Source organism: Pseudomonas furukawaii, assembly GCF_002355475.1.
In the GTDB taxonomy this organism is placed as follows: domain Bacteria; phylum Pseudomonadota; class Gammaproteobacteria; order Pseudomonadales; family Pseudomonadaceae; genus Metapseudomonas; species Metapseudomonas furukawaii.
In genome coordinates this window covers 5,150,248-5,176,651 of record NZ_AP014862.1, presented here as the reverse complement: position 1 = coordinate 5,176,651, position 26,404 = coordinate 5,150,248, and the positions used below count along the sequence as shown (strand labels likewise).

At 66.7% G+C, this 26,404-nt stretch carries 24 protein-coding genes and 1 riboswitch; of the genes, 15 read left to right on the top strand and 9 right to left on the bottom strand.

The genetic code is table 11. From position 1 onward, the window contains the following. Window positions 1-154: 154 nt before the first annotated feature. On the bottom strand, window positions 155-388 hold the full coding sequence (locus tag KF707C_RS23970; RefSeq protein ID WP_003456651.1) for a hypothetical protein: 234 nt from the start codon (window positions 386-388) through the stop codon (window positions 155-157). Between the two features lie 174 nt (window positions 389-562). On the opposite strand from KF707C_RS23970, the gene KF707C_RS23965 reads away from it, so the two are divergent. Beyond that, window positions 563-1,144: a YajG family lipoprotein gene (locus KF707C_RS23965; RefSeq protein WP_003456649.1), complete on the top strand. Its 582-nt coding sequence runs from the start codon at window positions 563-565 to the stop codon at window positions 1,142-1,144. A gap of 225 nt (window positions 1,145-1,369) precedes the next feature. Further along, on the top strand, window positions 1,370-1,648 hold the full coding sequence (locus KF707C_RS23960) for a hypothetical protein (RefSeq protein ID WP_003456647.1): 279 nt from the start codon (window positions 1,370-1,372) through the stop codon (window positions 1,646-1,648). Window positions 1,649-1,705: 57 nt separating this feature from the next. Here KF707C_RS23960 and KF707C_RS23955 read toward each other — a convergent pair whose 3' ends face one another. Then, entirely contained in the window at window positions 1,706-2,869 is a 1,164-nt protein-coding gene (locus tag KF707C_RS23955; protein WP_003456645.1) for a 1-acyl-sn-glycerol-3-phosphate acyltransferase, read from the bottom strand. 102 nt (window positions 2,870-2,971) lie between these two features. Here KF707C_RS23955 and KF707C_RS23950 point away from each other — a divergent pair, with 102 nt between their 5' ends. Genes KF707C_RS23950 through KF707C_RS23940 form a run of 3 tightly spaced genes read left to right on the top strand, consistent with a single transcriptional unit; the run spans window position 2,972 to window position 4,054 of the window. After that, entirely contained in the window at window positions 2,972-3,154 is a 183-nt protein-coding gene (locus tag KF707C_RS23950) for a CPXCG motif-containing cysteine-rich protein (protein WP_003456643.1), read from the top strand. Beyond that, window positions 3,154-3,414 carry a putative signal transducing protein gene (locus KF707C_RS23945; protein ID WP_003456638.1) on the top strand — a complete coding sequence of 87 codons (261 nt, stop codon included), beginning with the start codon at window positions 3,154-3,156 and terminating at the stop codon, window positions 3,412-3,414. The genes KF707C_RS23950 and KF707C_RS23945 overlap by 1 nt, the downstream gene beginning before the upstream one ends. A gap of 25 nt (window positions 3,415-3,439) precedes the next feature. After that, window positions 3,440-4,054 (top strand): SOS response-associated peptidase, encoded by a 615-nt coding sequence (locus KF707C_RS23940; RefSeq protein ID WP_036994297.1) that lies wholly within the window; start codon window positions 3,440-3,442, stop codon window positions 4,052-4,054. Window positions 4,055-4,149: 95 nt separating this feature from the next. Here KF707C_RS23940 and KF707C_RS23935 read toward each other — a convergent pair whose 3' ends face one another. After that, window positions 4,150-6,291, bottom strand: a complete 2,142-nt coding sequence (locus KF707C_RS23935) for a methyl-accepting chemotaxis protein (protein ID WP_003456636.1) — start codon at window positions 6,289-6,291, stop codon at window positions 4,150-4,152. Between the two features lie 173 nt (window positions 6,292-6,464). Between KF707C_RS23935 and KF707C_RS23930 the strand changes: the two genes are divergently transcribed. Both KF707C_RS23930 and KF707C_RS23925 read left to right on the top strand, forming a co-directional pair. Further along, window positions 6,465-7,283 carry a M48 family metallopeptidase gene (locus tag KF707C_RS23930; RefSeq protein ID WP_003456635.1) on the top strand — a complete coding sequence of 273 codons (819 nt, stop codon included), beginning with the start codon at window positions 6,465-6,467 and terminating at the stop codon, window positions 7,281-7,283. A 159-nt stretch (window positions 7,284-7,442) separates the two neighbouring features. Beyond that, complete coding sequence (locus KF707C_RS23925) at window positions 7,443-8,426, top strand: NAD-dependent epimerase/dehydratase family protein (RefSeq protein ID WP_003456633.1); 984 nt, start codon at window positions 7,443-7,445, stop codon at window positions 8,424-8,426. Here KF707C_RS23925 and KF707C_RS23920 read toward each other — a convergent pair whose 3' ends face one another. The 5 genes from KF707C_RS23920 to KF707C_RS23900 all read right to left on the bottom strand — a co-directional run bounded on the left by KF707C_RS23920 (window position 8,427) and on the right by KF707C_RS23900 (window position 13,491). Beyond that, on the bottom strand, window positions 8,427-8,870 hold the full coding sequence (locus KF707C_RS23920) for a ketosteroid isomerase-related protein (RefSeq protein ID WP_003456631.1): 444 nt from the start codon (window positions 8,868-8,870) through the stop codon (window positions 8,427-8,429). It abuts the gene before it with no gap. A 167-nt stretch (window positions 8,871-9,037) separates the two neighbouring features. Further along, window positions 9,038-9,619, bottom strand: a complete 582-nt coding sequence (locus KF707C_RS23915) for a TMEM165/GDT1 family protein (protein WP_085986681.1) — start codon at window positions 9,617-9,619, stop codon at window positions 9,038-9,040. Between the two features lie 139 nt (window positions 9,620-9,758). Next, window positions 9,759-9,866: riboswitch (yybP-ykoY riboswitch) on the bottom strand. 47 nt (window positions 9,867-9,913) lie between these two features. Next, a complete protein-coding gene (locus tag KF707C_RS23910; protein ID WP_003456628.1) occupies window positions 9,914-11,389 on the bottom strand; it encodes an amino acid permease in 1,476 nt (491 codons plus the stop codon). A gap of 90 nt (window positions 11,390-11,479) precedes the next feature. Further along, window positions 11,480-12,478 carry a class I SAM-dependent methyltransferase gene (locus tag KF707C_RS23905; protein WP_003456626.1) on the bottom strand — a complete coding sequence of 333 codons (999 nt, stop codon included), beginning with the start codon at window positions 12,476-12,478 and terminating at the stop codon, window positions 11,480-11,482. Between the two features lie 50 nt (window positions 12,479-12,528). Then, window positions 12,529-13,491, bottom strand: a complete 963-nt coding sequence (locus KF707C_RS23900; RefSeq protein ID WP_003456624.1) for a 2-hydroxyacid dehydrogenase — start codon at window positions 13,489-13,491, stop codon at window positions 12,529-12,531. Window positions 13,492-13,574: 83 nt separating this feature from the next. Here KF707C_RS23900 and KF707C_RS23895 point away from each other — a divergent pair, with 83 nt between their 5' ends. Further along, window positions 13,575-14,204: a LysE family translocator gene (locus tag KF707C_RS23895; RefSeq protein ID WP_003456623.1), complete on the top strand. Its 630-nt coding sequence runs from the start codon at window positions 13,575-13,577 to the stop codon at window positions 14,202-14,204. Window positions 14,205-14,317: 113 nt separating this feature from the next. On the opposite strand, the gene KF707C_RS23890 is transcribed toward KF707C_RS23895, so the two are convergent. After that, entirely contained in the window at window positions 14,318-15,100 is a 783-nt protein-coding gene (locus KF707C_RS23890; RefSeq protein WP_003456621.1) for an AraC family transcriptional regulator, read from the bottom strand. Window positions 15,101-15,188: 88 nt separating this feature from the next. Here KF707C_RS23890 and KF707C_RS23885 point away from each other — a divergent pair, with 88 nt between their 5' ends. From KF707C_RS23885 to KF707C_RS23855, 7 genes are all read left to right on the top strand, one after another. Then, entirely contained in the window at window positions 15,189-16,373 is a 1,185-nt protein-coding gene (locus KF707C_RS23885) for an MFS transporter (RefSeq protein WP_003456619.1), read from the top strand. 175 nt (window positions 16,374-16,548) lie between these two features. Further along, window positions 16,549-18,231 (top strand): fatty acid--CoA ligase, encoded by a 1,683-nt coding sequence (locus KF707C_RS23880; protein WP_003456618.1) that lies wholly within the window; start codon window positions 16,549-16,551, stop codon window positions 18,229-18,231. A gap of 242 nt (window positions 18,232-18,473) precedes the next feature. Beyond that, the gene (locus KF707C_RS23875; protein ID WP_003456617.1) at window positions 18,474-20,429 is read left to right on the top strand and encodes a DUF1302 domain-containing protein; all 1,956 of its coding nucleotides are present in this window, start codon (window positions 18,474-18,476) and stop codon (window positions 20,427-20,429) included. Between the two features lie 31 nt (window positions 20,430-20,460). Next, the gene (locus KF707C_RS23870) at window positions 20,461-21,828 is read left to right on the top strand and encodes a DUF1329 domain-containing protein (protein ID WP_036994296.1); all 1,368 of its coding nucleotides are present in this window, start codon (window positions 20,461-20,463) and stop codon (window positions 21,826-21,828) included. Window positions 21,829-21,977: 149 nt separating this feature from the next. After that, window positions 21,978-24,683, top strand: coding sequence for a LuxR C-terminal-related transcriptional regulator (locus KF707C_RS23865; protein ID WP_036994295.1), 2,706 nt, complete (start codon window positions 21,978-21,980; stop codon window positions 24,681-24,683). Window positions 24,684-24,861: 178 nt separating this feature from the next. Then, the gene (locus tag KF707C_RS23860) at window positions 24,862-25,503 is read left to right on the top strand and encodes an MBL fold metallo-hydrolase (RefSeq protein ID WP_003456597.1); all 642 of its coding nucleotides are present in this window, start codon (window positions 24,862-24,864) and stop codon (window positions 25,501-25,503) included. A gap of 82 nt (window positions 25,504-25,585) precedes the next feature. Beyond that, window positions 25,586-26,287, top strand: a complete 702-nt coding sequence (locus tag KF707C_RS23855; RefSeq protein ID WP_003456595.1) for an OmpA family protein — start codon at window positions 25,586-25,588, stop codon at window positions 26,285-26,287. The last annotated feature ends 117 nt before the right edge of the window (window positions 26,288-26,404 follow it).

Below are 26,404 nucleotides of genomic sequence, written 5' to 3'. Positions count from 1 at the left end.
GGACGGCTCTCTGTGGGGCTGTGCGGATGCCCAAGCTGGCGCAAGGTGCGGTGTTGCGAGGCCCGATCAGGAGACGACCTTATAATCGGGGGGCGATTATAACGATGAAATCAGGGAAATAGGGCGCTCGGTGTGACTTTTATTCGTCCACCGGTCAGGCTGCCAACGCGCGGCGCTGCGCAGGCCGGCTGACGACCGGCGTAACCCAGGCGCCAGCGGGCAGGGGCTGGCCGATCCAGCCGAGGCGGGACTCCGTCACTTCCACCCAGCGGCCGCCGGTCGGTGGCACGTCGCCCTGGTGCAGGGCGCGGCAGGTTCCGCTCTCGTCCAGCAGGGCGAAATGACGACGGGGCTGGCGGCGGACGAACAGGGACCAGAAGAAGATCATGGGATAACTCCATTTCAACGCAGCCTTTATCCCACCCGGGCGTGACAGCGGCGTGACAGGAACCGGCGGCGCCCACGGCGGTCAGAGGTGGCAGGGATGCTGGCGCTCTGTCAGTACCCCGGCCGGCTGGTTATACTGCCGGCCGTTTTGCTTTCAATCCTGGAGAGATAAAGCATGCTGAAACGCTCGTTGCTTGGCCTGCTGGCCGCCCTCAGCCTGACCCTGGTCGGCTGTGCCCTCAGCCCGCAGCAACTCAGCCCGCAACCCAGGCTCACCGGCCCGCTGACCCCGGTCGGGCAGGGACAGCCCGTAGTGGTGCGCGTGGCCGATGGTCGTCCTTCCCCGGTGCTGGGTACCCGTGGTGGCATCTATTCCGACACCAGCACCATCAGCGTCCAGGGCCAGGACATCCTGCCGCGCCTTCAGGCCGAGGCCGAGGCCGCTGTGCGCCTGCTGGGCTTCACCCCGTCGCCCAACGCCTACAACGCCCCGCAGCTGACCCTGACCCTGGCTGACCTGAAGTACGTGTCTCCCAAGGAAACCTACGTCACCGAGGCCACCATCAGCGCGTCCTTCCGCGTCGATGTGCAGAACGCCACCCGTCGCTACAGCGGCAAGTACGGCGCCTCGCTGAACCAGCGCTTCGGTTCCGCGCCGAACCAGCAGACCAATACCAAGCTGGTGGGCGACGTCCTGAGCGATGCCCTGACCCGGGCCTTCAAGGACCCGACCATCGGCCAGGTCCTCGCCCAGTAAGGGACAAGCCCCAACGAGCCCGGCCCAGCGCCGGGCTTTTTTTCGGGCGCGGGATTTGCCGGCACGTTCGTGACGCCCACCCGGGCATTCGTCGGATCGACCGACTGGTCGGGGCCCGGGTTCGGTACACTCGCCGCTTTCCTTGAGAACCGCCCGGAGCCGGGCGGGCTGAACCTTGTCTTGCAGGTCGAGTGCACGGTCGCACCGCCTGAAGCGGAGTTGAAGATGTCGCTGCAGGCGCTTTGGGCCATGTTCCTGGCCCACCCCGCACAGGTCGTGAATGGCCTGGCCCTGTTTTTCGCCTGTGCCGGTGCCTGGGTGCTGCTGGCCACGCGCCTGCGCGAGCGGCGATCCGTCGCGCGCCTCGCCGCCGAGGCCGATCTGGACGCCGCAGCCACTTCCCTGGATGAGGCCAGCCAGCGCCTCAACCGCTTCTTCTACGCCTTTGGCTATTTCAGCCTGGCGGTCGCCCTCGGCGTGTCCTGGGCCAGCACCCGGCTTTGACTGGATGACTGAAATGAAAACGGCGACTTCAGGTCGCCGTTTTCATTTGCGTGTCGATCAGAGCGGCAGGCCGGCCTTGATCCGGTACTGGTTGCGCACCGGGTTGGCGTACTGCCGGATCAGGTAGGGGCGCTGCTCCTCGGTGCAGGCGTCCAGGCGTTTCTGCCACTCGGCCCGGGCGCGCGCCAGTTCATCGGCTTCGAAGCATTCCGCCGCGCTGGGCACGCTGATTTCCGGGTCGCGCTGGTCCCACTGGGCGTAGGCCAGGTAGTGCGCGGGGAAGAGGCGATAGTTGCCGAGGATCTGCTTGTCGATCTCAGTCGCCAGCTGCTTGGCGTCCTCGCTGTCGCTGCCGATCTCGCTGCCGAAGGCGATGTGTACGCGGCCTTTGTAGCCGGTGATGCCCAGGGCGATGCTGGCGTCGTCCTCGCCCGGGGCCTTGGTGTAGGCGCCGGTGCTGGCCCGGATCTGCAGTTCGCGGGCCTTGGCCAGGTCGCAGGGGTCGTATTCGTAGCTGATGGACACCGGGATCAGGTGCAGGTCGCGGATCACCTCGGCGAAGGGCTCGTCCTTGCGGCTCATGTGGAACATCTTGAGGATGGCCGAATCGGTCCTGTCGTCACCGTCCTTGGCGCGACCTTCGGCCTGGGCGATCCAGATGGACTGGCCGTCCTCGCGGATGGAGTGGTTGATGTAGGCCGACAGCAGCTGGAAGGCCGCCAGCTTCTCGCGGCGCCCGGCGAGGTTGCGGTGCACGATGAAGCTCTTGTTCAGGCGCATCAGGTCGCTGACGAAGGGCTTCTGCAGCAGGTTGTCGCCAATGGCGATGCGCGGCGTCGGCAACCCGGCGTGGTACACGGCGTAGTTGACGAAGGCCGGGTCCATCACGATATCTCGGTGGTTGGCCAGGAACAGGTAGGCGGTGCCGGGTTTCAGGCGTTCCACCCCCGAGTAGGTCACGCCATCGGTGGCGCGCTCGATGGTGTTGTCGACATAGGGTTCGATGCGGTCCTGCAGCGCCGCCACCGAGCTGATGCTGGAGAACTCGCGACGCAGCCGATGAGCTATAACAGGCTTGAGGAGCCAGCCCAAAGGGCCGGCCAGCTTGGGGAAACGATAGCGGGTGAGGGTGCCGAGGAAGGCGTCGTCGGCGAAGAGGCGCGACAGCACTGCCGGTACCTCGGCATCGTCATAGGGTCGTATGGCTTCGAAATCGCCCATTGCTCACTCTTGTTCTGGATCGGCTGTAGAAGGATGGAGGCCCCGCATTCCGGGGCCTCAGGTAGACCGGCGATTATACCGACAAGTCACATGGGAGGCGGGATGCTGGAGACAGAGAATTACCACTGCCCCTACTGCGGTGAACCGGCCGAGGCCGTGCTCGACCTGTCCGGCGGCGACCAGCGGTACATCGAGGATTGCCCCGTCTGCTGCCGGCCCATCCTGTTCCTGCTCTGGACCGACGGGCAGGACTGGAGCCTGGAGGTTCGCCGGGAGGATGACTGATGCGGCGCATCTATGAACCACGGGACCTGATCGAAGCGGAACTGTTGATGGGCATGCTCGCCAGCGAGGGCGTCGAGGCCCACCTTGCCGGCGCTCACCTGCTGGGCGGCATCGGCGAACTGCCGATGTCCGGGCTGCTGGGTCTGCTGGTGGAGGACGAGGACGCCGAACGGGCGAGCCGCCTGATCGCCGCGTACAATGCCGCCCAACCCTTGCCGGGCGAGGAGCCGGATAGCTATCCGGGCACCTTGCTCTGCTGATCCATCACCCGAGCCGGCTTCCCCCATGTCTGGACGTTTCGCCCTGTTCCGCTGGTCGCCTGCGCTGGCGGCCCTTCCCGGTTTCCCCCCCGACCATCAGCCCCATTGGAACCTGGCCCCGGGCAGTCGCGTGCTCATGCTGCGGGAACTTCACGGCGAGCGCCGCCTGGACCTGGCCCGCTGGGGACTGACTCCCGCCTGGCTCACCGACCTGTCGAAGACCCCCGCCCACGCCCGGGTCGAGACCCTGGCCGACCAGCCGATGTTCCGCGAGCCGTTCCGCTCTCGCCGCTGCCTGATCCTCGCCAATGGCTTCTACGAGTGGCGCGGGTTGCGCAAGCGGCCCTACTGGATCAGCTCCGAGGGCGGGATGATGCATTTCGCCGCCCTCTGGGAGGCCTATCCCGCCGGCGACATGGAATACCTGAGCCTGGCCATGGTCACCCAGCCCGCCGCCGACCTGCGCCGCCCGCTGGTGCTGGACGAGGAGGGACAGCGGTGCTGGTTGTCCGCCGACTCGACGTCGGTGCAATTGCTGGAGTTGCTGTCCCGGCCGGGCCCGCAACTGCGCGAGCGCGCCCTGGCGACCCTGGTGAACGATCCGAAGCTGGACGGGCCGGAGTGCCTGACGCCGGCCTGACCGTGCGGGCTTCAACCTGGATGCAGGTCGAAGGCCAGCCCCTTCGCGCGAGGGGCGTGCCGTTCGTTCACAGGCGCTGCCGGTAGGCCCGTTTCCTAGACCCTGAACTGATTGATCAGCCGCCGCTGCTGCTCCGCCAGCCTGGTCAGCTCGGCGCTGGCCTGGGAGGCCTCGTCGGCGCCGCCGGCCACCTCGTTGGCCACCTGGCCGATGTTGATCACGTTGCGGTTGATGTCCTCGGCCACCGCGCTCTGCTCCTCGGCGGCGCTGGCGATCTGGGTGTTCATGTCGTTGATCACCGACACCGCCTGGGTGATGGACTCCAGCGCGTGGGCCGCCTCGTTGGCGTGCTGCACGCTGGTGTCGGTCTTCTCCTGGCTGTCCTGCATCACCTTCACCACTTCCCGGGTGCCGTGCTGCAGCTGCTGGATCATGCTCTGGATCTCTTCGGTGGCCTTCTGGGTTTTCTGCGCCAGGTTGCGCACCTCGTCCGCCACCACGGCGAAGCCACGGCCCTGCTCGCCGGCGCGCGCCGCCTCGATCGCCGCGTTCAGCGCCAGCAGGTTGGTCTGCTCGGCGATGCCCCGGATGGCCACCAGGATGGCATTGATGTTCTCGCTGTCCTTGGCCAGGTTCTGCACCACGCCCACGGCGCGGCTGATCTCGGTGGCCAGGGCGCTGATGGCCTCGGCGGTACTCTGGACGATGCGCTTGCCGTGGTTGGCCGCCTGGTCGGCGTGGCCGGCGGCTTCCGCCGCGTGGGTCGCGTTGCGGGCCACGTCCTGGGCGGTGGCGGTCATCTCGTGGACGGCGGTGGCCACCAGTTCGATCTCCGCCAACTGCTTCTGCACGCCCTGGTTGGTGCGGATGGCGATGTCGGCGGTGTGCTCGGACGAATCGCTGACCTTCTGCACCGAGGTCACCACCTGGCTGATCATCGACTGCAGCTTGCCGAGGAAGGTGTTGAAGCCGCTGGCGATGGCGCCCATCTCGTCGGCGCGCTCGTTGTGCAGGCGCTGGGTCAGGTCGCCATCGCCCTTGGCGATGTCGTCCAGCATGCTGACCATCTGGCGCAGCGGGCGGGCGATGCCGTAGCCGACGAAGCCGATCACCACCAGGCCGAGGCCGGCCACCAGCAGGCCCACCAGGGTCATGCCGAAGATGTCGGCGTCACGCTGGGCGGACAGGTCCTGTTGCAGCGACTTGAGGTCCTTGAGGACCACGGCCTGGGGCAGTTGCAGGACCAGCGTCCAGCGCGCCCCGGTGTCGGCGATGCCGAAGGGCAGCAGCAACTCGATGGATTCCTGCTGGGCGTTGAGCTTGAAGAAGGGTTCCCCGGCAGGCTGCCTGGCGATCTGTGCGACCGTCTCGCTGTCCAGGACGCTGGCGGCGGGCTCGCCCAGTTTCGACGCATCCCGGGTGTAGGCCACCAGGCGGCCGTTGCTGGCCACCAAGGCCATTTCGCCGGCGCCCTCGTACAGCTGGGCGTCGGCCTTGCTCAGCAGCTCCTGGATGAAGTCCAGGGACAGGTCGGTGCCGACGACGCCCATGAAGGTGCCGTTCACCAGGATCGGTGCGTTGAACGAGGACATCATCACCATGCGGCCGCTCATCTCGTAGGGCGCCGGGTCCACCACGCAGGGTTTGCCGGTTTCCTTCGGGCAGAGGTAGTACTCGCCTTCGCGCACCCCGGTGGGAAGGGGCTTGACGCTCTCGATGGTCGGGCCGAGCAGCTCCAGCTTGGAGCCGCCATCGGGGGTGCGGTACCACCAGGGCATGAAGCGACCGTTCTCGTCATGACCCGACTGCGACTGGCCCGCATACAGCGCGTCGCTGCGGTCGAAGGCATTGGGTTCCCAGCCGATGAAGGCGTCCAGCAGCTTGGGGTTCTGCTCCAGCGTCCTGCGCACCAGGTTGTTCAGGTGTTCGCGGCTCAGGCTCAACTGCGGGTTGCCGGCGGCATCCGTTTCGCCCAGCAGGGCGTTCAGGTGCGCAATGTCCTTGGAGATGCCTAGGGGCATTTCCAGCTCCCGCTGGATCTGGCTGACCTGGGCGCGCGCCAGGGCCTCGAGGCGCTGTTCGATCACCTGCTCCAGCAGGGTCTGGGTGCGCTGCTGCACCAGTTCCTGGGTCCGGGCGCCGGAGAACAGCGCATAGAGCACCAGCGCGGCGACCACCGCGAGTACGCTGGCACCGGCCAGGGCGGCGATGGAAAACTGGATGGACCTGAACTTCATGTCGGCTCCGGGAAACGAGGAATTCGGCTTGTGCCTGTATATCGGCAGGTCGGTGGAAATTCCTGAGCCCGCCGCTGATAAATTCGTTGCGCCCTTGTCTACATGCGACGCGGTTGCCGGGGTGCCGGGGCCGCCTTAGCATTACCGACCTCGAAAAGAGATGGAGAGCCATCATGGCCAAGCTGTTTTATCTGTCCGGGCTCACCGCGGCCCTGCTCCTGGCCGGATGCCAGGCCGTCAACACGACCAGCGGCGGGGCGGTGGGCGTGGAGCGCAAGCAGTACATGTTCAGCATGCTGTCCAGCAGCGAGTTGAACCAGATGTATGCCCAGTCCTACCAGCAGACTTTGAGCGAGGCCCAGCAGAAGGGCGTGCTGGACAAGAACAGCACCAATGCCCGCCGCGTCGACGCCATCGCCAAGCGCCTGATCGCCCAGACTCCGGTGTTCCGCCCGGACGCCGCCCAATGGGCCTGGGAGGCCCACGTGATCGACAGCGACGAACTGAACGCCAACTGCGGGCCGGGCGGCAAGATCATCGTCTTCAGCGGTCTGATCGATAAGCTCAAGCTGACCGACGACGAACTGGCGGCGGTCATGGGCCACGAAGTCGCCCACGCCCTGCGCGAGCACAGCCGAGAGGCCATGTCCAAGGCCTATGGCGTGCAGATGGCCAACCAGATCGGTTCGGTACTGGGCGTGGGCCAGGCGGGCCTGGGCGTCGCCAACGCCGGCGTCGAGTACCTGATGACCCTGCCCAACAGCCGTTCCAACGAGAACGAAGCCGACCTGATCGGTCTGGAACTCTCCGCGCGTGCGGGCTACAACCCCAACGCTGCCATCAGCCTGTGGAAGAAGATGGAACAGGCCGGGGGCGGAGCGCCGCCGGAATTCATGAGTACCCACCCGTCGTCGACGTCCCGCATTGCCGCCCTGGAAGCGGCCATCCCCAAGGTCATGCCGTTCTACGAGCAGGCCAAGGGCCAGCGCTGACCCCCGAGCGCCCGATGAGCGTCCCGCCGGGACGCATCGGGCGCCGTCCTTTCGCTTCGATCGTCCTGGCATGCCTGGTAACCCGGCAAGCCGCGATCTAGACTGCTCGCGCCACTTCGCTACGAGGAGTGGCGCATCTCCAGCGGATGAGGAGGCCCCGTGAAGATCGCCGTACTAGGAGCAACCGGCCTGCTGGGCCACCACGCGGCCCGGGCGGTGAAAGCCGCAGGGCATCGCCTGGTGGTGATCCATCGGCCATCCTCGAGGATCGAGCGGCTGGGCTACCTGGACGCCGAGTTTCGCCCCGCCGAACTGCTGGACCACGGGTCGCTCGTTCGCGCCCTCGCCGACCTGGACGGTGTGATCTTCTGTGCGGCGGGCTACCCGAACCGTCCCCGCCGCTGGCAGGAAGAAGTGGCCGCCGCGCTGGACCAGACCAACCATTTCTATGCCGCCTGCCTCGCCGCGCGGGTTCCGCGCATCCTCTACACCGGTGCGGCCATCGCCCTGCCGCGTCATCCCGAGGGCCTGCCGGGCCACGAGGGTTTGTTCTACGAAGAAATGCCCCTGTGGAAGAACCCCTACCTGCTCAGCAAGTGGGCCTTGGACGAGCAGGCGCGGGAACAGGCCCGCAACGGCTTGCCGGTGGTGATCGGGATTCCCGGGATGTGCCTGGGCGAGTTCGATACCGGACCCAGCAGTGGGCGCCTGATCACCGCCATCGCCAATGGCTGGATGACCCGCTTCGTGCCTGGTCGGCGCAATGTCATCGACGCAGCCGATGCCGGACGCGGCCTGTTGCTGGCCCTGGAAAAGGGGCGGGTGGGAGAGCGCTACCTGCTGGCCGGCCATAACATCGAGATGGCCGAGCTGACCCGGCGGATCGCCCAGCTGCTCGGCGTCAAGCCGCCGGAGCCCATGCCCCTGGCCATGGCCCGGGGCATGGCGGCCCTCGGGCGCTTGCGCTATCGCCTGTCCGGTGAGGTCCCGAAGCTGAACGACGCCACCCTCGCGGTCATGGCGGGCGGCCAGTTCCTCGATGGCCGCAAGGCCCGGGAGGAGCTGGGCTTCATCGCCGACACGCCCCTGGAAACCACCCTGGAGCGCACCATCGCCTGGTTTCGCGACAACGGTTACCTCTGATCAGGGCAGTGCCTTCGCCGACAGCGGCTGGGTGTCGAGGCCCAGTTGGGCGCGGAAGCTCTCCATGTCGAACATGGTGCAGATCTCCTGCACCTCGCCCAGGCTGTTGAGGGTCCAGAACGCCATCGCGGAAATGCTCAGGACCTTGTCGCTGGGTGGATAGCCCAGGGCGGGCTTCTGAATGCTGCCGATCAGGGTGCACCAGGTGACCACCTTGTGGCCTTCGGCGAGGCATTCCTCCACCACCACCTCCAGGTCGGGCATGGCGTCGCGGATGTTCTGCACCATCTGGCTGTAGGCGGCGCCATTGAAGGGGCGGCTGATGAAGGAACTCTTGTAGAGGAAGTCCTTGCTCTGCAGTTGTTCGGCCAGGGCCAGGCAGCCCTTGTTCCATGAGAGATCGATGTGCTGGCGAACCAGCCGCTTCATATCGTCCAGTGACACGATGCGTTCCCCGAGCGTGGGTTGTTGGCGTCGGCCACTGTATCAGCCCCGATGCGCCCGCCATTGGCCGAAGCGCCGCCTGCCGGGGAGTCGCCGCCAATCTGCGGGGCGCCTCACACTCCGTCGTGCCCCGGCGCCGGGCCGCCGCCCGGCGCCGAGGTCGTCGGTCAGAGCACGCCGCTGAGTTTCAGGGCTTCGTACACGGCATAGGCGGCCAGGGCGGCGAAGGCGGCGGCGGCCAGGCGACGGATCAGCGCCAGGGGCAGGCGGTCGGCGGCGAAGTTGCCCGCCAGCACCACGGGCACGTTGGCGATCAGCATGCCGAGGGTGGTACCGGCGACCACCAGCACGAAGTGCGGGTACTGGGCGGCCAGCATTACCGTGGCGACCTGGGTCTTGTCGCCCATCTCGGCGAGGAAGAAGGCGATCAGGGTGGTGACGAAGGGGCCGTATTTCTTCAGTCCGGACGCTTCGTCGTCATCCAGCTTGTCCGGCACCAGGGTCCAGGCGGCAACGGCGGCGAAGGACGCGGCGAGGACCCAGCTGAGGGTCGCGGCGGAGAAGAAGCTGGCGACCCAGGCGCCCACGGCACCGGCGGCGAAATGATTGGCCAGGGTGGCGACGACAATGCCCCAGATGATCGGCCAGGGTTTGCGGAAGCGCGCGGCGAGCAGGAGGGCGAGCAGCTGCGTCTTGTCGCCGATTTCGGCGAGGGCGACGATCAGGGTGGGGACGAACAGGGATTCCAGCATCGGGGTTCCTACGGGGGGCGGGTCGACTAATCACCATGACACACGCAATCCGCCCGCCCCGGGTCAGGTTGTGTGTGTCATAGGTCTTGTCAAACCGCGTTCCGTGTAAAAAGCTGCCTGGGCGACTTTTCCTACGGAACCCTTGAAGGGTCGGTCGCATGCGCCATGGTCTGCGGACCAAGTGTGTTGACGCACGCCGGGCGAGCGGGTGGCTCGCGGGAGACTACTCCCCTAGGACGGGGCGGATTTTGCACAAGCCGGATCGCTCCGGCAAGTGCGAAATTTCTCCCATCAATCTTCGCAGGCGCGAATGTCCATTTCCGAATAGCGCACCAGGCGGCTGCCCTTCTTCAGCTTGTAGCCCAGCCAGATGGCCAGGAACAGCGGCAGGCTGATGTAGGTCGCGGCCAGGCCGGCCCAGTCGATGCGGTCGCCGAAGAAGGCCTGGTAGTTCTGCCCGAGGGTGATGGTCAGGCACAGGCCGAAGGCGAAGAGCGGGCCCAGGGGGAAGAGCTTGGCGCGGTAGGGCAGGTCCTGCAGCCGGCCGCCCTGGGCCAGGTAGCCCTTGCGGAAGCGGTAGTGGGAAATGGCGATGCCCAGCCAGGCGATGAAGCCGCACATGCCGGAGGTGTTCAGCAGCCAGGTGTAGAGGGTGCTGTCGCCGACGATGGAGGTGAAGAAGCACAGCGCACCCACCAGGGTGGTGGCGTAGAGGGCGTTGCGTGGTACGCCGCTGGCGGACAGCCGGGCGAACAGCTTCGGCGCCTTGCCCTGCAGGGCGAGGTTGTAGAGCATCCGGGTGGAGGCGTACATGCCGGAGTTGCCGGCGGAGAGGATGGCGGTGAGGATCACTGCATTCATCACGCTGGCCGCCGCGGCGAAGCCCGCGCGCTCGAAGAGCAGCGTGAAGGGCGACAGGCTGATGTCGCTGGCGTCGTTCTTCAGGAGGCTCGGTTCGTTGTAGGGAATCAGCATGCCGATCACGAAGATGGCCAGGACGTAGAACATCAGGATCCGCCAGAACACCTGGCGGATGGCGATGGGGATGTTCTTCCTCGGATTTTCCGATTCACCGGCGGCGATCCCGATCAGCTCGGTACCCTGGAAGGAGAAGCCGGCGATCATCGCCACCCCCACCATGGCCTGCAGGCCGCCGACGAAGGGCGCCTCGCCCTGGGTGAAGTTGCTGAAACCGGGGGATTCGATGCCGCCCATGATGCCGAAGATGGTGGCCAGGCCGATGCCGATGAAGACCACCACCGTCACCACCTTGATCAGGGCGAACCAGAACTCGCTCTCGCCGAAGCCCTTCACCGACACCAGGTTGAGCAGGAACATCAGTCCGAGGAACAGCGCGCTCCAGTAGAGTCCGGGCACGTCCGGCAGCCAGAAGCTCATGATCAGCTGGGCCGCCACCAGTTCGGCGGCGATGGTCACCGCCCAGTTGTACCAGTAGTTCCAGCCCAGGGCGAAGCCGAAGCCATCGTCGACGAAACGACTGCCATAGGTGCTGAACGAGCCGGAAACCGGCATGTGCGCCGCCATCTCGCCAAGGCTGGTCATGAGGAAGTAGACCATCACCCCGATCAGCGCATAGGCCAGCAGCGCGCCGCCCGGGCCGGCCGTGGCCACGGTGGCGCCGGAGGCGACGAACAGGCCGGTGCCGATGGAACCGCCGATGGCGATCATGTTCAGGTGGCGGGGCTTGAGGTCCCGGTGCAGCCCCCCTTTGGTGGTAGGCACGGGGGCGGTGTTCAAATCGGTCACGAAAACACTCCAGGTCTCCAGGCCGAAGCCGGAGGAGGGGCGGCCATTGGCGGCCGCTCGAGCAGGGTTGGATGGGCGACGCCCGGCGATTCAGCTGCGGCGGGCGCGGTAGATGCGGAAGCCGTCACCCTCGGCGAGGGTCTGGCAGGGGCCGAGATGGTACTCGATCAGCGGCGGATACCTGAGGAAACTGTTGGCGACCAGGCGCATCTCGCCGCCGGGCGACAGGTGCTCGCGGGCCTGGCGGAGCAGCTCCTCGGTGGCGCCGTAGTGGGTGTGCACGCCCTGGTGGAAGGGCGGGTTGCTGACGATGGCGGCCAGCTCTCCGGGTGCTCCCCGGATGCCGGTGGCGGTGATGACCTCCGCCTCCAGGCCATTGGCTTCCAAGGTCAGGCGGCTGCTGGCGGCGGCGAAGGCATCCACATCCAGCAGGGTCAGGCGGCTGTCTGGATAGCGACGCTTGAGGACCGCGCCCAGCACCCCGGCACCGCAGCCGAAGTCCAGGATGTGGCCCCGGGGCAGGTCCTCCAGGTGTTGCAGGAGCAGGGCGGTGCCCCGGTCCAGCCGACCATGGCTGAAAACACCCGGCAGGCTCACCACGTCCAGCGGGCCATCGGCCAGCTCCAGGCGATAGCGCTGGGCCAGTCGCAACAGGTCGGGTTCCGCTGGCGCCTGCTCCACGGTGACCTGCCAGAGCTGGCAGTGGCGGGCGTTATCCAGCTTGCGCGGCTTGCCGTAGGGGGCGAGCTGCTTGGCGGCCCGCTCGATGCCGCCACGTTTCTCGCCCACCACGAAGAGGTCGCCGCCAGGCAGGCGCGCGGCCAGTGCCGCCAGCAGATAGTCGGCCAGCTCGCGGGACTTGGGCAGGAACAACACGGCCGCCCCGAAGGGCGTCGCCGGAGGCGTGGTGCCGAAATGACTGCGGCCGGGAAAGCGGCTGTCGGCAGCCGCCTGGTCGCCCGCGTGCCAGGTCCAGCCGCTGGCCTGTGGCAAGGCGCCGAGCAGGTCGTCTGCCGGAAGCCCGGCCAGCAGGACTGGGCGTTGGAACAGGTCGGCCTGGCGGAGCAGGACTTCGCTGCGAGGGTCCATCTAAGAAGATCCTGATAAAAGCAGCGAATTTTATCAGGGTCTGGAGGGATTTATCCTACAACTCTGACGGGTGATCCCTTCATCCAGTTGGAGGCATTCTCGGCCAGTTGATGGACGATTCTCTGGCGCGCTTCCCTGCTTCCCCAAGCGTTGTGGGGGGTGACGATCAGGCGCGGAATGTCGGCGGCCAGCAGCGGATTGCCGTCCCGCGGCGGCTCCTGGGTCAGCACGTCGGTGGCGGCGCCGCCCAGGTGGCCACTGCGCAGGGCGGCGGCCAGGGCCTCTTCGTTCACCAGCCCGCCGCGTGCGGTGTTCACCAGCAGCGCGCCCGGCTTCATCAGGGCCAGTTCGGCGGCGCCGATCATGTCGCGGGTGGCGTCGTTCAGCGGGCAGTGCAGCGTCAGCGCGTCCACCTGAGGCAGCAGTTCGGCCAGCGGCGTGCGGTCCTCGCGCGCCGGGCGTCCGGGGATCTGGCCCAGCACCACGTGCATGCCGAAGGCCTCCGCCAGGCGCGCGACCGCGCCACCCAGTTCGCCATGGCCCAGCAGACCGAGGGTCTTGCCCTCCAGCTCCATGATGGGAAAGTCCAGCAGGCAGAACTGGCTCGCCTGTTGCCAGCGTCCGGCGCGCACCGCGGCCTGGTAGTCCGGGAGACGGGTGGCCAGCGCCAGCAGCAGCAACAGGGTGTGCTGGGCCACCGAGGGCGTGCCGTAGGCCTGGCAGTTGCAGACGGTGATGCCGCGCTCACGGGCGGCGGCCAGGTCGACGTTGTTGGTGCCGGTGGCGGACACCAGGATCAGCCGCAGGTCCGGGCAGGCGGCGAGGGTGGCGGCGGACAGCGGCACTTTGTTGCTGATGGCCACCTGGGCGCCGGCGAGGCGCTCGGCCACCTGTTCCGGCGCGCTCTGGCCATGCAGTTCGAGTTCGCCGAAGACCTGGCGCAGGGGGGCCAGGTCAAGGTCGCCGAGGTCGAGGGACGCGTGGTCGAGGAACACCGCACGGAGATTGTTCATGCTTGTCTGTACCTTTTCTCTGAGGCATCGGTAGGCGTAAGGTGGCCAGCCTATCAGAGCTCAACCCTTTCACCGGAGGCCCCATGTACTGGACGGAATTCCTCACCGTCGCCCTCATCCACCTGCTGGCCGTGGCGAGTCCCGGTCCGGACTTCGCCATCGTGGTGCGTGAAAGCGTGGCCCACGGCCGCCGCGCCGGGACCTGGACGGCGCTGGGAGTGGGCACCGGCATTTTCGTGCATGTGGCCTATTCGCTGCTGGGGATCGGCCTGATCGTGTCCCAGTCGATCATGCTGTTCAACGCGTTGAAGTGGGCGGCGGCCGCCTACCTGCTGTACATCGGCGTCAAGGCCCTGCGAGCCCGTCCGGCCGACCCGGTGGCCGCCGAGGCCGCCCTGATGGCCGGCGATCGCAGCTCGCGCGGCGCCTTCGTCACCGGCTTCGTCACCAATGGCCTGAACCCAAAGGCGACGCTGTTCTTCCTCTCGCTGTTCACCGTGGTGATCGACCCCCACACCCCGCTGGCGGTCCAGGCCGGCTACGGCGTGTACCTGGCCTTCGCCACCGCCCTCTGGTTCAGCCTGGTGGCCCTGCTGTTCAGCCAGCGCCGGGTGCGAGCCGGCTTCGCCCGCATGGGCCACTGGTTCGATCGCCTCATGGGCGCGGTGCTGGTGGGGCTGGGGATCAAGCTGGCGTTCAGCGAGCTGAAGTGAGCGCCCTACGCAGGATGGGGTGAGGCCAGGAACCCCATCGCGTCATCGGGGCATCTCGGGTTGCGAGGGGCATCGCCTCGCGATGACCCTCCTGCGTGGCGCGCAGCTGCGTCTCAGGTTTTCTCCAGCGTCGCCAGCAACCCCAGGCTGGCCACGTATTCCCTCGGGTTTTCCCCCAGCAGGCGGCGGAACATGGCGCTGAAGGCGCGGCCGCTGCCGTAGCCCAGGTCGTGCGCGATCTGCTGCACGCTGTGCCCGGCCAGCAGGCGGGGCAGGGCTTCGGTGAGGCGCAGCTGCTGGCGCCAGTCGTTGAAGGTCATGCCCAGCTCCTGGGCGAACAGCCGGGTCAGGGTGCGGGTACTGGCGCCTACCTGCAGGCTCCAGTCGTCGAGGGTGCGAGTGCTGTCCGGTGCTTCCAGCAGGGCCAGGCAGATGGCCTGCAGGCGGCGGTCGCGGGGCATCGGCAGGTGCAGGGGCATGCGCTCCAGGGCGGCGATCTCGTGGAGGATCAGGCGTTGCACCAGGCGCCGGTGCTCGTCGTCGGTACCCTGCCGCTCCAGCGCCACCAGCCGCAGGATCAGCTCCCGCAGCAGCGGCGGCACCGCCAGCACGCAACAGGCGTCCAGGGTCGGCGGGGCGGCGTCGGGGGCGATGAACAGCGTACGCATCGCAACGGCGCCGGACATGAAGATCTGGTGCACGATGCCCGGCGGAATCCACACCGCGCGGCTCGGCGGGATGACCCAGGCGCCCGCCTCGGTGACCAGCCGCATGAGGCCCTGGGCGGCGTACAGGAACTGCGCTTCGCGGTGTACATGCGGGGTGACGTGGTCGCCGTCCTGGTAGTCCAGGGCGACGGCGCCGATGCGTCCGCTGGGCAGGGGGGCTATCAACATGGCCGATTCGATGAGTTGTTTGTCTGAAAGGTGCCTGATGGCCAACCTAGCATGGGGGCCATAACAACCCAACAGCCGCGAAACTGCCATGAACCGACCGCGTACCGTCATCCGTTTCATCAACGCCGCCCACATCATCGACCACCTGTTCATGCTCATCTTCCCTGCCGCCGTGCTGGGCATGACGGCCACCTTCGACCTGTCCTACGCCGAGCTGATCGGGTTGTCCCTGGGGGGCTTCATCGCCTTCGGTGCCTGCTCGCTACCGGCCGGCTGGCTGGGGGACAGGTGGAGCCGCCGGCACATGATGCTGGCGTTCTTCCTCGGCATCGGCGTCTCGGCCATCTTCACCGGACTGAGCAGCGGCACGCCGATGCTGGTACTGGGGCTGACGCTGATGGGCGTGTTTGCCGCCATCTACCATCCGGTGGGGACGGCGATGCTGGTGGCCCATGCGGAGAATCGTGGGCGCGAAATCGGCATCAATGGCATGTGGGGCAACCTGGGGGTGGCGTTCTCGGCGCTGGTCACGGGCTTTCTCACCGCCCACTTCGGCTGGCGCGCGGCCTTCATCCTGCCGGGGGCGCTGTCGGTGGCCATCGGCATCTGGTTCGCCTTCTGCGTGCGGGATGAAGCCTCGCCCGTCGCGGCGGCCGGGGCTCGTCGCGGCACAGGGGCGGGGCAGGTGTCGATGCGCCTGGTGTTCGGCGTGCTGGCGCTGGTGACCGCCACCGGCGGGGTGATCTTCAACGCCTCGACCATGACCTACCCGAAGCTGTTCCAGGAGCGCCTGGTGGACCTCTTCGCCTCGCCGGAAAGCCTCGGCATCGTCGTCAGCATCGCCTACGCCTTCGGCGCCGTGGCGCAACTGCTCATGGGGCGCGTGCTGGATCGCTTCAGCCTGAAGCTGCCCTTCGTGGCGATGACCCTTTGCCAGGGACCGTTGCTGGTGGCCATGGCCTACGCCGACGGCTGGGCGGTGATCGCCCTGGGCGCCGCCTTCATGTTCGTGGTGTTCGGCCAGGTGACGGTGAACGACACCATGGTGGCCAGCTTCGTCGCGCCGCAGTGGCAGGCGCGGGTTTTCGCGCTGCGCTATTTCCTGTCCTTCGGCGCCAGCGCGGCGGCCATCCCGATGATCGCCTTCATCGAGCCGCGCCACGGGCTGGTGGGGCTGTACCTGGTGCTGGCGGTGTTCGGCGCGTTGACCTTCGCGGCGGCCCTGGCTTTCCCCAGGACGCCGGCCCACGCACCCAAGGCGGTGCCCGCCTGAAATGAAGAGGGGCTCCCGGGCGCACGGTCCGGGAGCCCCGGCGATTCAAATTCGTGACCGGAATGACCAAGTCAGTCACTGATCAAATCACTCTTTTGACTGATTTGCGCCTGGACGAACGGACCTAAAGTCGGGATCAACAACAAAGTCCTCCTACCTCGCCAGGTGTGCTCCCATGCTCCAGACCCGCATCATCAAGCCCGCTGAAAACGCCTACGTCTATCCGCTGCTGATCAAGCGCCTGCTGATGTCCGGCAGCCGCTACGAGAAGACCCGCGAAATTGTCTATCGCGACCGCATCCGCTACAGCTACGCCACCTTCAACGAGCGCGTGGCGCGCCTGGCCAACGTGCTCAGCGCGGCCGGGGTGAAGGCCGGTGACACCGTGGCGGTGATGGACTGGGACAGCCATCGTTACCTGGAGTGCATGTTCGCCATCCCGATGATCGGCGCCGTGCTGCACACCATCAACATCCGCCTTTCGCCGGACCAGATCCTCTACACCATGAACCATGCCGAAGATCGCTTCGTGCTGGTCAACAGCGAATTCGTACCCATCTACAAGGCCATCGAGGCCCAACTGACCACGGTGGAGAAGACCCTGCTGCTCACCGACGGCGACGACCACGCCGCCGACCTGCCGAACCTGGTGGGTGAGTACGAGAGCCTGCTGGCGGCAGCCAGCCCGGCCTACGAGTTCCCGGACTTCGATGAGAACTCGGTGGCCACCACCTTCTACACCACCGGCACCACCGGCAACCCGAAGGGCGTCTACTTCACCCATCGCCAGCTCGTGCTGCACACCCTCTCCATGGCCTCCACCATCGGCGCCCTGGACAGCATCCGGCTGATGGGCACCGACGACGTCTACATGCCCATCACCCCCATGTTCCATGTCCATGCCTGGGGCGTGCCCTACGTCGCCACCATGCTCGGCGTGAAGCAGGTCTACCCGGGGCGCTACGAACCCGAGATGCTCTGCCGGTTGATCCGCGAGGAGAAGGTCACCTTCTCCCACTGCGTGCCCACCATCCTGCAGATGATGCTCAACACCCCCAGTGCCCAGGGCCACGACTTCGGCGGCCTCAAGGTGATCATCGGCGGCAGCGCCCTGAACCGCGCCCTGTACGAGGCCGCCAAGGCCCGGGGTATCCAGCTCACCGCCGCCTACGGCATGTCCGAGACCTGCCCGCTGATCTCCGTGGCGCACCTGAACGAGGAGCTGCGCGCCGGCGGCGAGGATGAGCGCATCACCTACCGCATCAAGGCCGGCGTGCCGGTGCCCCTGGTGGAGGCCGCCATCATGGACGCCGAGGGCAAGTTCCAGCCGGTGGACGGCGAGTCCCAGGGGGAACTGGTGCTGCGTGCGCCCTGGCTGACCTACGGCTATTTCAACGAGCCGCAGAAGAGCGAGGAACTCTGGGAACACGGCTGGCTGCATACCGGCGACGTGGCCACCCTGGACGGCATGGGCTACATCGACATCCGCGACCGCATCAAGGATGTGATCAAGACCGGCGGCGAATGGATCTCCTCCCTGGAGCTGGAAGACCTCATCAGCCGACACGCGGCGGTGAAGGAAGTGGCGGTGGTGGGAATTCCCGACCCGCAGTGGGGAGAGCGCCCCTTCGCGCTGATCGTCACCCGCGAAGGGCAGGACCTGGATGCCAAGGGTCTGAAGGAACACCTCAAGCCATTTGTCGAGCAAGGTCACATCAATAAGTGGGCTATTCCCAACCAGATCGCGCTTGTTACTGAAATTCCCAAGACCAGCGTCGGCAAGCTCGACAAGAAACGCATCCGCGTCGACATCGCCCAGTGGCAGGCCAGCGGCAGCACCTTCCTTTCCGCACTCTGAGTGGCAGGGGTCGCGCCTTCGGGGGGCGCGGCCCATCTACCAAGCAAGCGCTTGGCTCACAAATTGCCTGCTTTCTGAAAAATACTGGCTATCTTTCCTACCGAAGGATCGGACTAATCCGCCGGAAGGGGCGAGCCAGAGTGCCTGGGGGTTCCAAATCACACTTTCGGGGGATCAAGCGCTAATACCTGCTGGCTATAGTCCGTCACCATCAATAACAAAAAACACATGGAGTAGCGTCGATGACAACAACCACCCCATTCTGGCGCCTGGCAAAGCTGCCACTGGCCGTCAGCCTCGCTTCCACACTTGCCGCTCCGGCATTCGGCGTAACCTTCAACATCGGTGAGATCGAAGGCCAGTTCGACTCCTCGCTGTCCGTGGGGGCCAGCTGGTCCATGCGGGGCGCCGACAAGGACCTGATCGGTGTGAACAACGGTGGGGATGGCCTGTCCCAGACCTCCGACGACTCCCACCTGAATTTCAAGAAAGGCGAGACCTTCTCGAAGATCTTCAAGGGCATCCACGACCTCGAGCTGAAGTACGGCGACACCGGCGTCTTCATGCGGGGCAAGTACTGGTACGACTTCGAGCTGAAGGACGAGAGCCGCCTGTTCAAGGACATCGACGACAGCGGCCGCAAGCAGGGCGCCCAGTCCTCCGGCGCCGAACTGCTCGACGCCTTCATCTACCACAACTACGCCATCGCCGATCTGCCGGGCTCCGTGCGCCTGGGCAAGCAGGTGGTGAGCTGGGGTGAAAGCACCTTCATCGGCAACTCCATCAACAGCATCAACCCCATCGACGTGTCCGCCTTCCGCCGTCCAGGCGCCGAGATCAAGGAAGGCCTGATCCCGGTGAACATGTTCTATGTGTCCCAGAGCCTGACCGACAACCTGTCCGCCGAGGCCTTCTACCAGCTGGAGTGGGACCAGACCGTCGTCGACAACTGCGGCACCTTCTTCGCCCAGCCGGACGTGGTGGCCGACGGCTGCGATAACAACCTGGCGGTGCTGCGCACCCAGTCTGCGCTGGCCAATACCCTGGGGCCGATCTCTCCGGTGGTCCAGGGCGTACTGGGCGCCAACGGCGTGAACTGGGGCAACCCGGATGAGGGCGTGATCGTTCGCCGTGGCGCCGACCGCGACGCGGACGATGACGGCCAGTTCGGCCTGGCGCTGCGCTACTTCGCCGAGGAGCTGGACACCGAGTTCGGTGCCTACTTCATGAACTACCACAGCCGCACGCCGATCTTCAGCGGTTCGGCTGCCGGGGCAGACACCTTTGGCCAGTTCAGCCCGCTGAACCCCAATGGCTTCGGTCCCCAGCTGGCCCAGGCCCTGATCAACGCGGGCGTTCCGCCGGCGCAGGCGGCCGCCCTGGCAGGGCAGCTGACCCCGGCCCTGGCGCCTCTGGTCATTGCGGGCAACTCCCAGTACTTCATGGAGTACCCGGAGGACATCCGTCTCTACGGCCTGAGCTTCTCCACCACCCTGCCCACGGGGACGGCCTGGAGCGGTGAAGTCAGCTATCGCCCCAACGCGCCCGTCCAGCTGAACACCACCGACATCCTGTTCGCCGGCCTGACGCCGCTCAACCCGAACGTCTCGGTCCTGCAGGGATCTCCGGGAACCGACCTGCATGGTTACCGCCGCAAGGAGATCACCCAGTTCCAGACCACCTTCACCCACTTCTTCGACCAGGTCATGGGCGCCAGCCGCCTGACCCTGGTGGGTGAGATCGGTGTGGTCCACACCGGCGGCCTGGAAAGCACCAGCGAGGCCCGCTATGGCCGCGATCCGGTATTCGGCCCCGGCCCGCTGCCGAACAACACCTGCTTCACCCTCAACGCCGGCACCCTCGGCAACCCCAATGCCGAGAACGTCAGCAAGTACTGCGAAGACGACGGCTTCGTCACCAGCACCGCCTGGGGCTACCGCGCCCGCGCCGTCTGGGACTACAACGACGTGTTCGCCGGTATCAACCTGAAACCCAGCGTGGCCTGGTCCCATGACGTCGACGGTTACGGCCCGAACGGCCTGTTCACCGAAGACGCCAAGGCCGTCAGCCTGGGCCTGGATGCCGAGTACCAGAACACCTACACCGCCAGCCTGTCCTACACCGATTTCTTCGGTGGCAAGTACAACACCCTGATCGATCGCGATTTCCTCGCGCTCAGCTTCGGCGTCAACTTCTAAGCGGACGGAAATTTCGAGGACGACCATGAAAATGAAAACAACAAAGAGTCTGTTGCAAACCGGCGCGCTGGCCCTGTCCCTGCTCGCCTCCAGTGTGATGGCGGCCGTGTCGCCCGATGAAGCGGCCAAGCTGGGCTCCACCCTGACCCCGCTGGGCGCCGAGAAGGCCGGTAACGCCGACGGCTCCATTCCCGAGTGGACCGGCGGCCTGCCGCAGAACGCCGGCACCGCCGATGCCAAGGGCTTCCTGTCGGACCCCTTCGTCAGCGAACAGCCGCTGTTCACCATCACCGCGCAGAACGTCGACCAGTACAAGGACAAGCTGACCCCCGGCCAGCTGGCGATGTTCAAGCGCTACCCGGACACCTACAAGATGCCGGTGTACAAGACCCACCGCTCCGCCACCGTGCCGGCCAAGGTGCTCGAGGCGACCCAGTACAACGCCACCAACACCAAGCTGGTGGAAGGCGGCAACGGTCTGGAGAACTTCCGCACCGCCAACCCCTTCCCGATTCCCCAGAACGGCCTGGAAGCCATCTGGAACCACATCACCCGCTATCGCGGCGGCAGCGTGCGCCGCCTGGTGACCCAGGCGACCCCGCAGCCGAACGGCTCCTACAGCCTGGTGTACTTCCAGGACGAGTTCACCTTCCGCGACCAGTTGAAGGACTTCGACGCGAGCAAGTCGAGCAACGTGCTGTTCTACTTCAAGCAGCGCGTGACCGCTCCGTCCCGCCTGGCCGGTAACGTGCTGCTGGTGCACGAGACCCTCAACCAGGTGAAGGAGCCGCGCCTGGCCTGGCTCTACAATGCCGGCCAGCGCCGCGTGCGCCGCGCCCCGCAGGTGTCCTACGACGGTCCGGGTACCGCCGCCGACGGCCTGCGCACCTCCGACAACTTCGACATGTACAACGGCGCACCGGACCGCTACGACTGGAAGCTGGAAGGCAAGAAGGAGATCTACATCCCCTACAACAGCTACAAGCTGGATGATCCGAAGCTGAAGTACAGCGACATCATCAAGGCCGGCCACATCAACCAGGACCTGGCGCGCTACGAGCTGCACCGCGTGTGGCACGTGGTGGCCACCCTGAAGGCGGGCGAGCGCCACATCTATGCCAAGCGTGACTTCTACATCGACGAGGACACCTGGCAGGCCGCCGCCATCGACCACTACGACGGTCGCGGTACCCTGTGGCGCGTGGCTGAGGCCCATGCCCAGTACTACTACGACAAGCAGGTGCCCTGGTACACCCTGGAAAGCCTGTACGACCTGCTCTCCGGCCGTTACCTGGCCCTGGGCATGAAGAACGAGGAGAAACAATCCTACGACTTCAGCTACACCGCGTCGGAAAGCGACTACACCCCGGCGGCTCTGCGTCAGGCGGGCGTTCGCTAACGTTCTGCAACACCTTGAGTGTGAAGCCGGCCTGCGGGCCGGCTTTTTCTTGCCTGTACTTCAGAACAGGGCTTCTATTGAGTCGGGCGAACCGCTAGGCTCGTCCAGGTTCGCGCCCCTGCAAGCACCCCATTCCTAGAAGCTGGGTAATGACCGTCCTGACCAGTTCGCGACCTCTGCCACCGATAGCCCCGTCCGTCCCGGACGCGCGTTTCTTCCGCCCGCCGTTGCCGGCCGGACATGTGCCGCGCCCGCGCCTGTGCGAGCGTCTCGCCGCCGGGCTCGATGGGCGCCTGATGATGCTCAGTGCCCCGGCCGGCTTCGGTAAAAGCTCGCTGGCCATCGAGTTCTGCGAAAGCCTGCCCCCCGGCTGGCAGAGCCTCTGGCTCGGCCTGGGCGTGCGGGACAGCGACCCGGGCCGCTTCCTCGAACGTCTGCTCGATGGCCTGCGCCAGTTCCACCCCGGCCTCGGCGACGAAGCCATGGGCCACCTGAAGATGCGCCAGCGTCACCAGCCCTTCGCCTTCGAACAGTGGCTGGACGGCCTGCTGGACGAGGTGGCCGGTCGACCGGATGGCGGCCAGCCGCTGTTGCTGGTGCTGGACGACTACCACCTGGCGCAGAACGCGGTGCTCGACCGCTGTCTGCAGTTTCTCCTCAACCACCTGCCTGATGGCTGGGTCCTGCTGGTGACCAGTCGCCAGCGCCCGGACTGGCACCTGGCGCGGCTGCGTCTGTCCCGGCACCTGCTGGAACTGAACGAGCAGGACCTGCGCTTGACCGAGTCCGAAAGCCTGGCCCTGCTGCAGCGTCAGGGCGCCCGGGTCGAGGGCGAAGACCTGGAAGGCCTGCTGCAGCGCAGCGAAGGCTGGGTCGCCGGCCTGCGCCTCTGGCTGCTGGCGGGGCAGGGCACCGGGGAACCGGCCCGAGGCGATGAAAGCCTGATCCGTGAATACCTGCTGGAGGAAGTGATCGAGCGGCAGCCGCCCGAGGTCCAGGCCTTCCTGTTCGAGACCGCCCGCTTCGAACGCTTCTGCGCCGAGCTCTGCGATGCCGTGCGCGAAAGCCATGACAGCGCCGCCATCCTCCGCCAGTTGCAGGCCAACCAGGTGTTCCTGGTGCCGTTGGACGAAGAGGGTCGCTGGTTCCGTTATCACCACCTGTTTTCCGACCTGCTCAGGGCCCGAGGCACGGGGCCACTCGCGCCATCGGCGCTGCACCTCCGGGCCTGCCGCTGGTTCAGCGCCGAAGGGTTGCTGGACGAGGCCGTGGAGCAGGCGCTACGTGCGGGGCAGCCGGACGTGGCCGCCTCCCTGGTGCAGAACCTGTCCGAAGAGCAACTGCTGGCCAATCAGAACGTCGCCATGCTGCTGCGCTGGAAAATGGACCTGCCGGACAGCCTGCTGTCCAGCACGCCCCGTCTCATCGTGCTCTACAGCCTGGCCCTGGCGCTGGCCTGCCAACTGGATGCGGCGGAGGAGCTGGCCGGCAACCTGGCGCGCTTCCTGCCCGCGCCGGACGTCGCCCGCCAGCGCAGCCTGCTGGCCCAGTGGCAGGCCATCAGCGGCCTGATCGCCCGGGGGCGTGGGGATATCGAGCGTGCCGAGCGCTGCTGCACCGAGGCCCTGGAAGACCTGGCGGCGGAGAACTATGGCCAACGTCACCTCTGTCTTTCGCTGCTGGGCAATCTGGCGGTGGTGCGTGGCGACCTCTGGCGGGCCCGAAGCTTCAACCGCGAAGCCCTGGAGATGGCTCGGCGTGGCGCCAACCCGCTGTTCGAGTCCCTGGTCCACTACGACCGCGCGCGGGTGCTGCAGATGCGCGGCGAGGTGCTGCGTGCCCAGGCCGAGGTTCAGCTGGGCCTGGACCGCCTGAAGACCGCCGCCACGCCTCGCGCCTGCGTCGCCCGGGCTCGCCTGATGCTCTACCAGGGCTACCTGCAGAGTCTGCGGATGCAACCGCAGGAAGCGCGGGTGAGTCTCCAGTCCGGCATCGCCGAGGCCCGCGCCTGCCGGGACATCAGCCTGCTCATCGGCCACTGCGTGCTGGCCGGGCTGGAAGGGCGCGAGGGGCGTTTCGCCGCCGCCTTCGCGCAGTTGGCCGAGGCCGAGCGACTGATGCATATCTGGGACGTGCCGCCCATCTACTACCTGGCGATGATCACCCTGTTCAAATGCGAACTCTGGCTGGCCCAGGGGCAACTGGAACTCGCCGAAGCCTGGCTGCCGCGGCTGGCGGAAACCTACTCGGGCGAGCAGGCCGCGGCAGCACCGGAGTTCCACCCGCAACTGGCGCTTTACATCGAACTGCAGCAGGCGACGCTCGCCCGCGCCCAGGGCAACCTGGCGGACGCCGAGGCCCGCCTGCGCGCCCTGATGGACAAGGCCGAGGCCCAGGGATCGCTGCACGTGGCCCTGATGGCGCGGTTGCAGCGGGTGGCGCTGCTGCGCAACGGCCGTGAGCGGGAAGCCAGCGCGCTGCTTTCGGAGGCGCTGGATCACCTCGCCGGTGGGGCGCTGCTGCCGTACCGCGAATTGCTGGAGCAGCATCCCCAGTGGCTGCGGGAACAGCTGGCGCCGCGTGCGCCGGAGTCGGTCCGGGAGTTGCTGGCGCTGATTCCCGAGGCGGGCGAACTTCCGCTCCTGGACGCCGGCGCCATCGAAGCCCTGAGTTCCCGCGAGCTGGCGGTGCTGCAGCTGATCGCCCAGGGCTGCTCCAACCAGGAGATCAGCGAGCGCCTGTTCATCTCCCTGCACACGGTGAAGAGCCACGCCCGCCACATCAACGGCAAGCTGGGCGTCGAACGGCGAACCCAGGCGGTCGCCCGGGCCAAGTCACTGGGCCTTCTGCGCTGAGCCCGCCACGGGCCTGGAGGGCGCGGCCACCGGAGGTCGGGCCAACGGGGCTGCAGCGTTCCCTCGCGCTTCCGCCGGGCCGTCCGCACATGGACGGGCAGGCTGCCGAGCGATTATCGTGCCGGACCGTGACACCCATTCGCCAGGCGCCGCAGAGCGCCGCCCCGGAGATGCCCCGATGACCCAGCCAACCGCCCTGATCCGCGAAACCTTCCCCGTCGGGCCTTTGCAGTGCAACTGCACCCTGATCGGCGACCCGGTCAGCAAGAAGGCGATAGTCGTCGACCCGGGCGGCAACCATGAGCAGATCCTTGCGCGTCTGGAGGCCCACGGGCTGAAGCTGGTGAGCATCATCCACACCCACGCCCACCTGGATCATTTCCTCGCCTCCGGTGAGCTGAAGAAGGCCACCGGCGCCACCCTGCACCTGCACAAGGAGGACCAGTTCCTCTGGGACAACCTGGAGATGCAGTGCCGCATGTTCGGCGTGCCCTACAAGCCGGTGCCGGCGCCGGACCAGTGGCTGGCCGACGACGAGGCGCTGGCCTGCGGTTGCGGCGTGGCCCTGCACACGCCTGGCCATACGCCGGGCTCCATGAGTTTCTGGTTCCCCGAGGCCAAGCTGCTGATCGCCGGCGACACCCTGTTCCGTCGGGGCATCGGCCGCACCGACCTCTGGGGCGGCGACTACGCCACCATCGAGCGCTCCATCAAGCGACGCCTCTACAGCCTGGACGAGGAGGCCACGGTGATCACCGGCCACGGTCCGGATACCCGCCTGGGCGATGAGATGCGGGAAAATCCCTTCGTCCGTGCCTGAGGCCAGGGAATTTCTGCCGGGCTGCGTGCTCTAATGGCGCGCAGCCATCTCGGCTGATCGTATTCACCAGGAGTAAAAGTCCATGTTCACCCCGCGTCGCCTGATCATCGCCGCCACCGCTTTCGCCCTGCTGTCGGGCTGTGCCTCCCAGAATCCCTATGAGAACCAGGGCCAGGCCCCGAGCCAGGACGGCATGAGCAAGACCGCCAAGTACGGTGCCCTGGGCGCCCTGGCCGGCGCCGTGGCCGGTGCCGCGATCAACCACGACGACCGTGGCAAGGGTGCGCTGATCGGTGCCGCCGTGGCGGGCGCCGCCAGCGCGGGCTACGGCTACTACGTCGACAAGCAGGAAGCGGAGCTGCGTCGCAGCATGGAAGGCACCGGCGTGCAGGTGCAGCGCCAGGGCGACAACATCAACCTGATCATGCCCGGCAACATCACCTTCGCCACCAACTCCGCCGATATCGCCAGCAACTTCTACACCCCGCTGAACAACCTGGCGACTTCGTTCAAGCAGTACGACCAGAACAACATCGAGATCGTCGGCCACACCGACAGCACCGGCAGCCACCAGTACAACATGAACCTGTCGCAACTCCGGGCGCAGAGCGTGGCCAACTACCTGATGGCCCAGGGCGTCAATGGCGCTCGCGTGACCTCCCGTGGCATGGGCCCGGACCAGCCGATCGCCACCAACGCCAACGAGGCGGGCCGTTCCCAGAACCGCCGGGTGGAAATCAAGCTGACCCCCATCCCCGGCGCCCAGGCTCCGCAGCAGTACTGATACCGCCCTTTCGTCCGACGAGGCCCGCTTTTGCGGGCCTCGTCGCATCCACCGCTGGTCGATCGATTGCTGGCGCAACGCCAGTTTCACCATTCCTGTCTAGACTGCGTTGCAGGG

What these genes read in the sequence shown, in the direction of transcription:
- KF707C_RS23970 (WP_003456651.1), bottom strand. Translation starts at nt 388, where the DNA reads ATGATCTTCTTCTGGTCCCTGTTCGTCCGCCGCCAGCCCCGTCGTCAT.
- KF707C_RS23965 (WP_003456649.1), top strand. Translation starts at nt 563, where the DNA reads ATGCTGAAACGCTCGTTGCTTGGCCTGCTGGCCGCCCTCAGCCTGACC.
- KF707C_RS23960 (WP_003456647.1), top strand. Translation starts at nt 1,370, where the DNA reads ATGTCGCTGCAGGCGCTTTGGGCCATGTTCCTGGCCCACCCCGCACAG.
- KF707C_RS23955 (WP_003456645.1), bottom strand. Translation starts at nt 2,869, where the DNA reads ATGGGCGATTTCGAAGCCATACGACCCTATGACGATGCCGAGGTACCG.
- KF707C_RS23950 (WP_003456643.1), top strand. Translation starts at nt 2,972, where the DNA reads ATGCTGGAGACAGAGAATTACCACTGCCCCTACTGCGGTGAACCGGCC.
- KF707C_RS23945 (WP_003456638.1), top strand. Translation starts at nt 3,154, where the DNA reads ATGCGGCGCATCTATGAACCACGGGACCTGATCGAAGCGGAACTGTTG.
- KF707C_RS23940 (WP_036994297.1), top strand. Translation starts at nt 3,440, where the DNA reads ATGTCTGGACGTTTCGCCCTGTTCCGCTGGTCGCCTGCGCTGGCGGCC.
- KF707C_RS23935 (WP_003456636.1), bottom strand. Translation starts at nt 6,291, where the DNA reads ATGAAGTTCAGGTCCATCCAGTTTTCCATCGCCGCCCTGGCCGGTGCC.
- KF707C_RS23930 (WP_003456635.1), top strand. Translation starts at nt 6,465, where the DNA reads ATGGCCAAGCTGTTTTATCTGTCCGGGCTCACCGCGGCCCTGCTCCTG.
- KF707C_RS23905 (WP_003456626.1), bottom strand. Translation starts at nt 12,478, where the DNA reads ATGGACCCTCGCAGCGAAGTCCTGCTCCGCCAGGCCGACCTGTTCCAA.
- KF707C_RS23900 (WP_003456624.1), bottom strand. Translation starts at nt 13,491, where the DNA reads ATGAACAATCTCCGTGCGGTGTTCCTCGACCACGCGTCCCTCGACCTC.
- KF707C_RS23895 (WP_003456623.1), top strand. Translation starts at nt 13,575, where the DNA reads ATGTACTGGACGGAATTCCTCACCGTCGCCCTCATCCACCTGCTGGCC.
- KF707C_RS23890 (WP_003456621.1), bottom strand. Translation starts at nt 15,100, where the DNA reads ATGTTGATAGCCCCCCTGCCCAGCGGACGCATCGGCGCCGTCGCCCTG.
- KF707C_RS23885 (WP_003456619.1), top strand. Translation starts at nt 15,189, where the DNA reads ATGAACCGACCGCGTACCGTCATCCGTTTCATCAACGCCGCCCACATC.
- KF707C_RS23880 (WP_003456618.1), top strand. Translation starts at nt 16,549, where the DNA reads ATGCTCCAGACCCGCATCATCAAGCCCGCTGAAAACGCCTACGTCTAT.
- KF707C_RS23875 (WP_003456617.1), top strand. Translation starts at nt 18,474, where the DNA reads ATGACAACAACCACCCCATTCTGGCGCCTGGCAAAGCTGCCACTGGCC.
- KF707C_RS23870 (WP_036994296.1), top strand. Translation starts at nt 20,461, where the DNA reads ATGAAAACAACAAAGAGTCTGTTGCAAACCGGCGCGCTGGCCCTGTCC.
- KF707C_RS23865 (WP_036994295.1), top strand. Translation starts at nt 21,978, where the DNA reads ATGACCGTCCTGACCAGTTCGCGACCTCTGCCACCGATAGCCCCGTCC.
- KF707C_RS23860 (WP_003456597.1), top strand. Translation starts at nt 24,862, where the DNA reads ATGACCCAGCCAACCGCCCTGATCCGCGAAACCTTCCCCGTCGGGCCT.
- KF707C_RS23855 (WP_003456595.1), top strand. Translation starts at nt 25,586, where the DNA reads ATGTTCACCCCGCGTCGCCTGATCATCGCCGCCACCGCTTTCGCCCTG.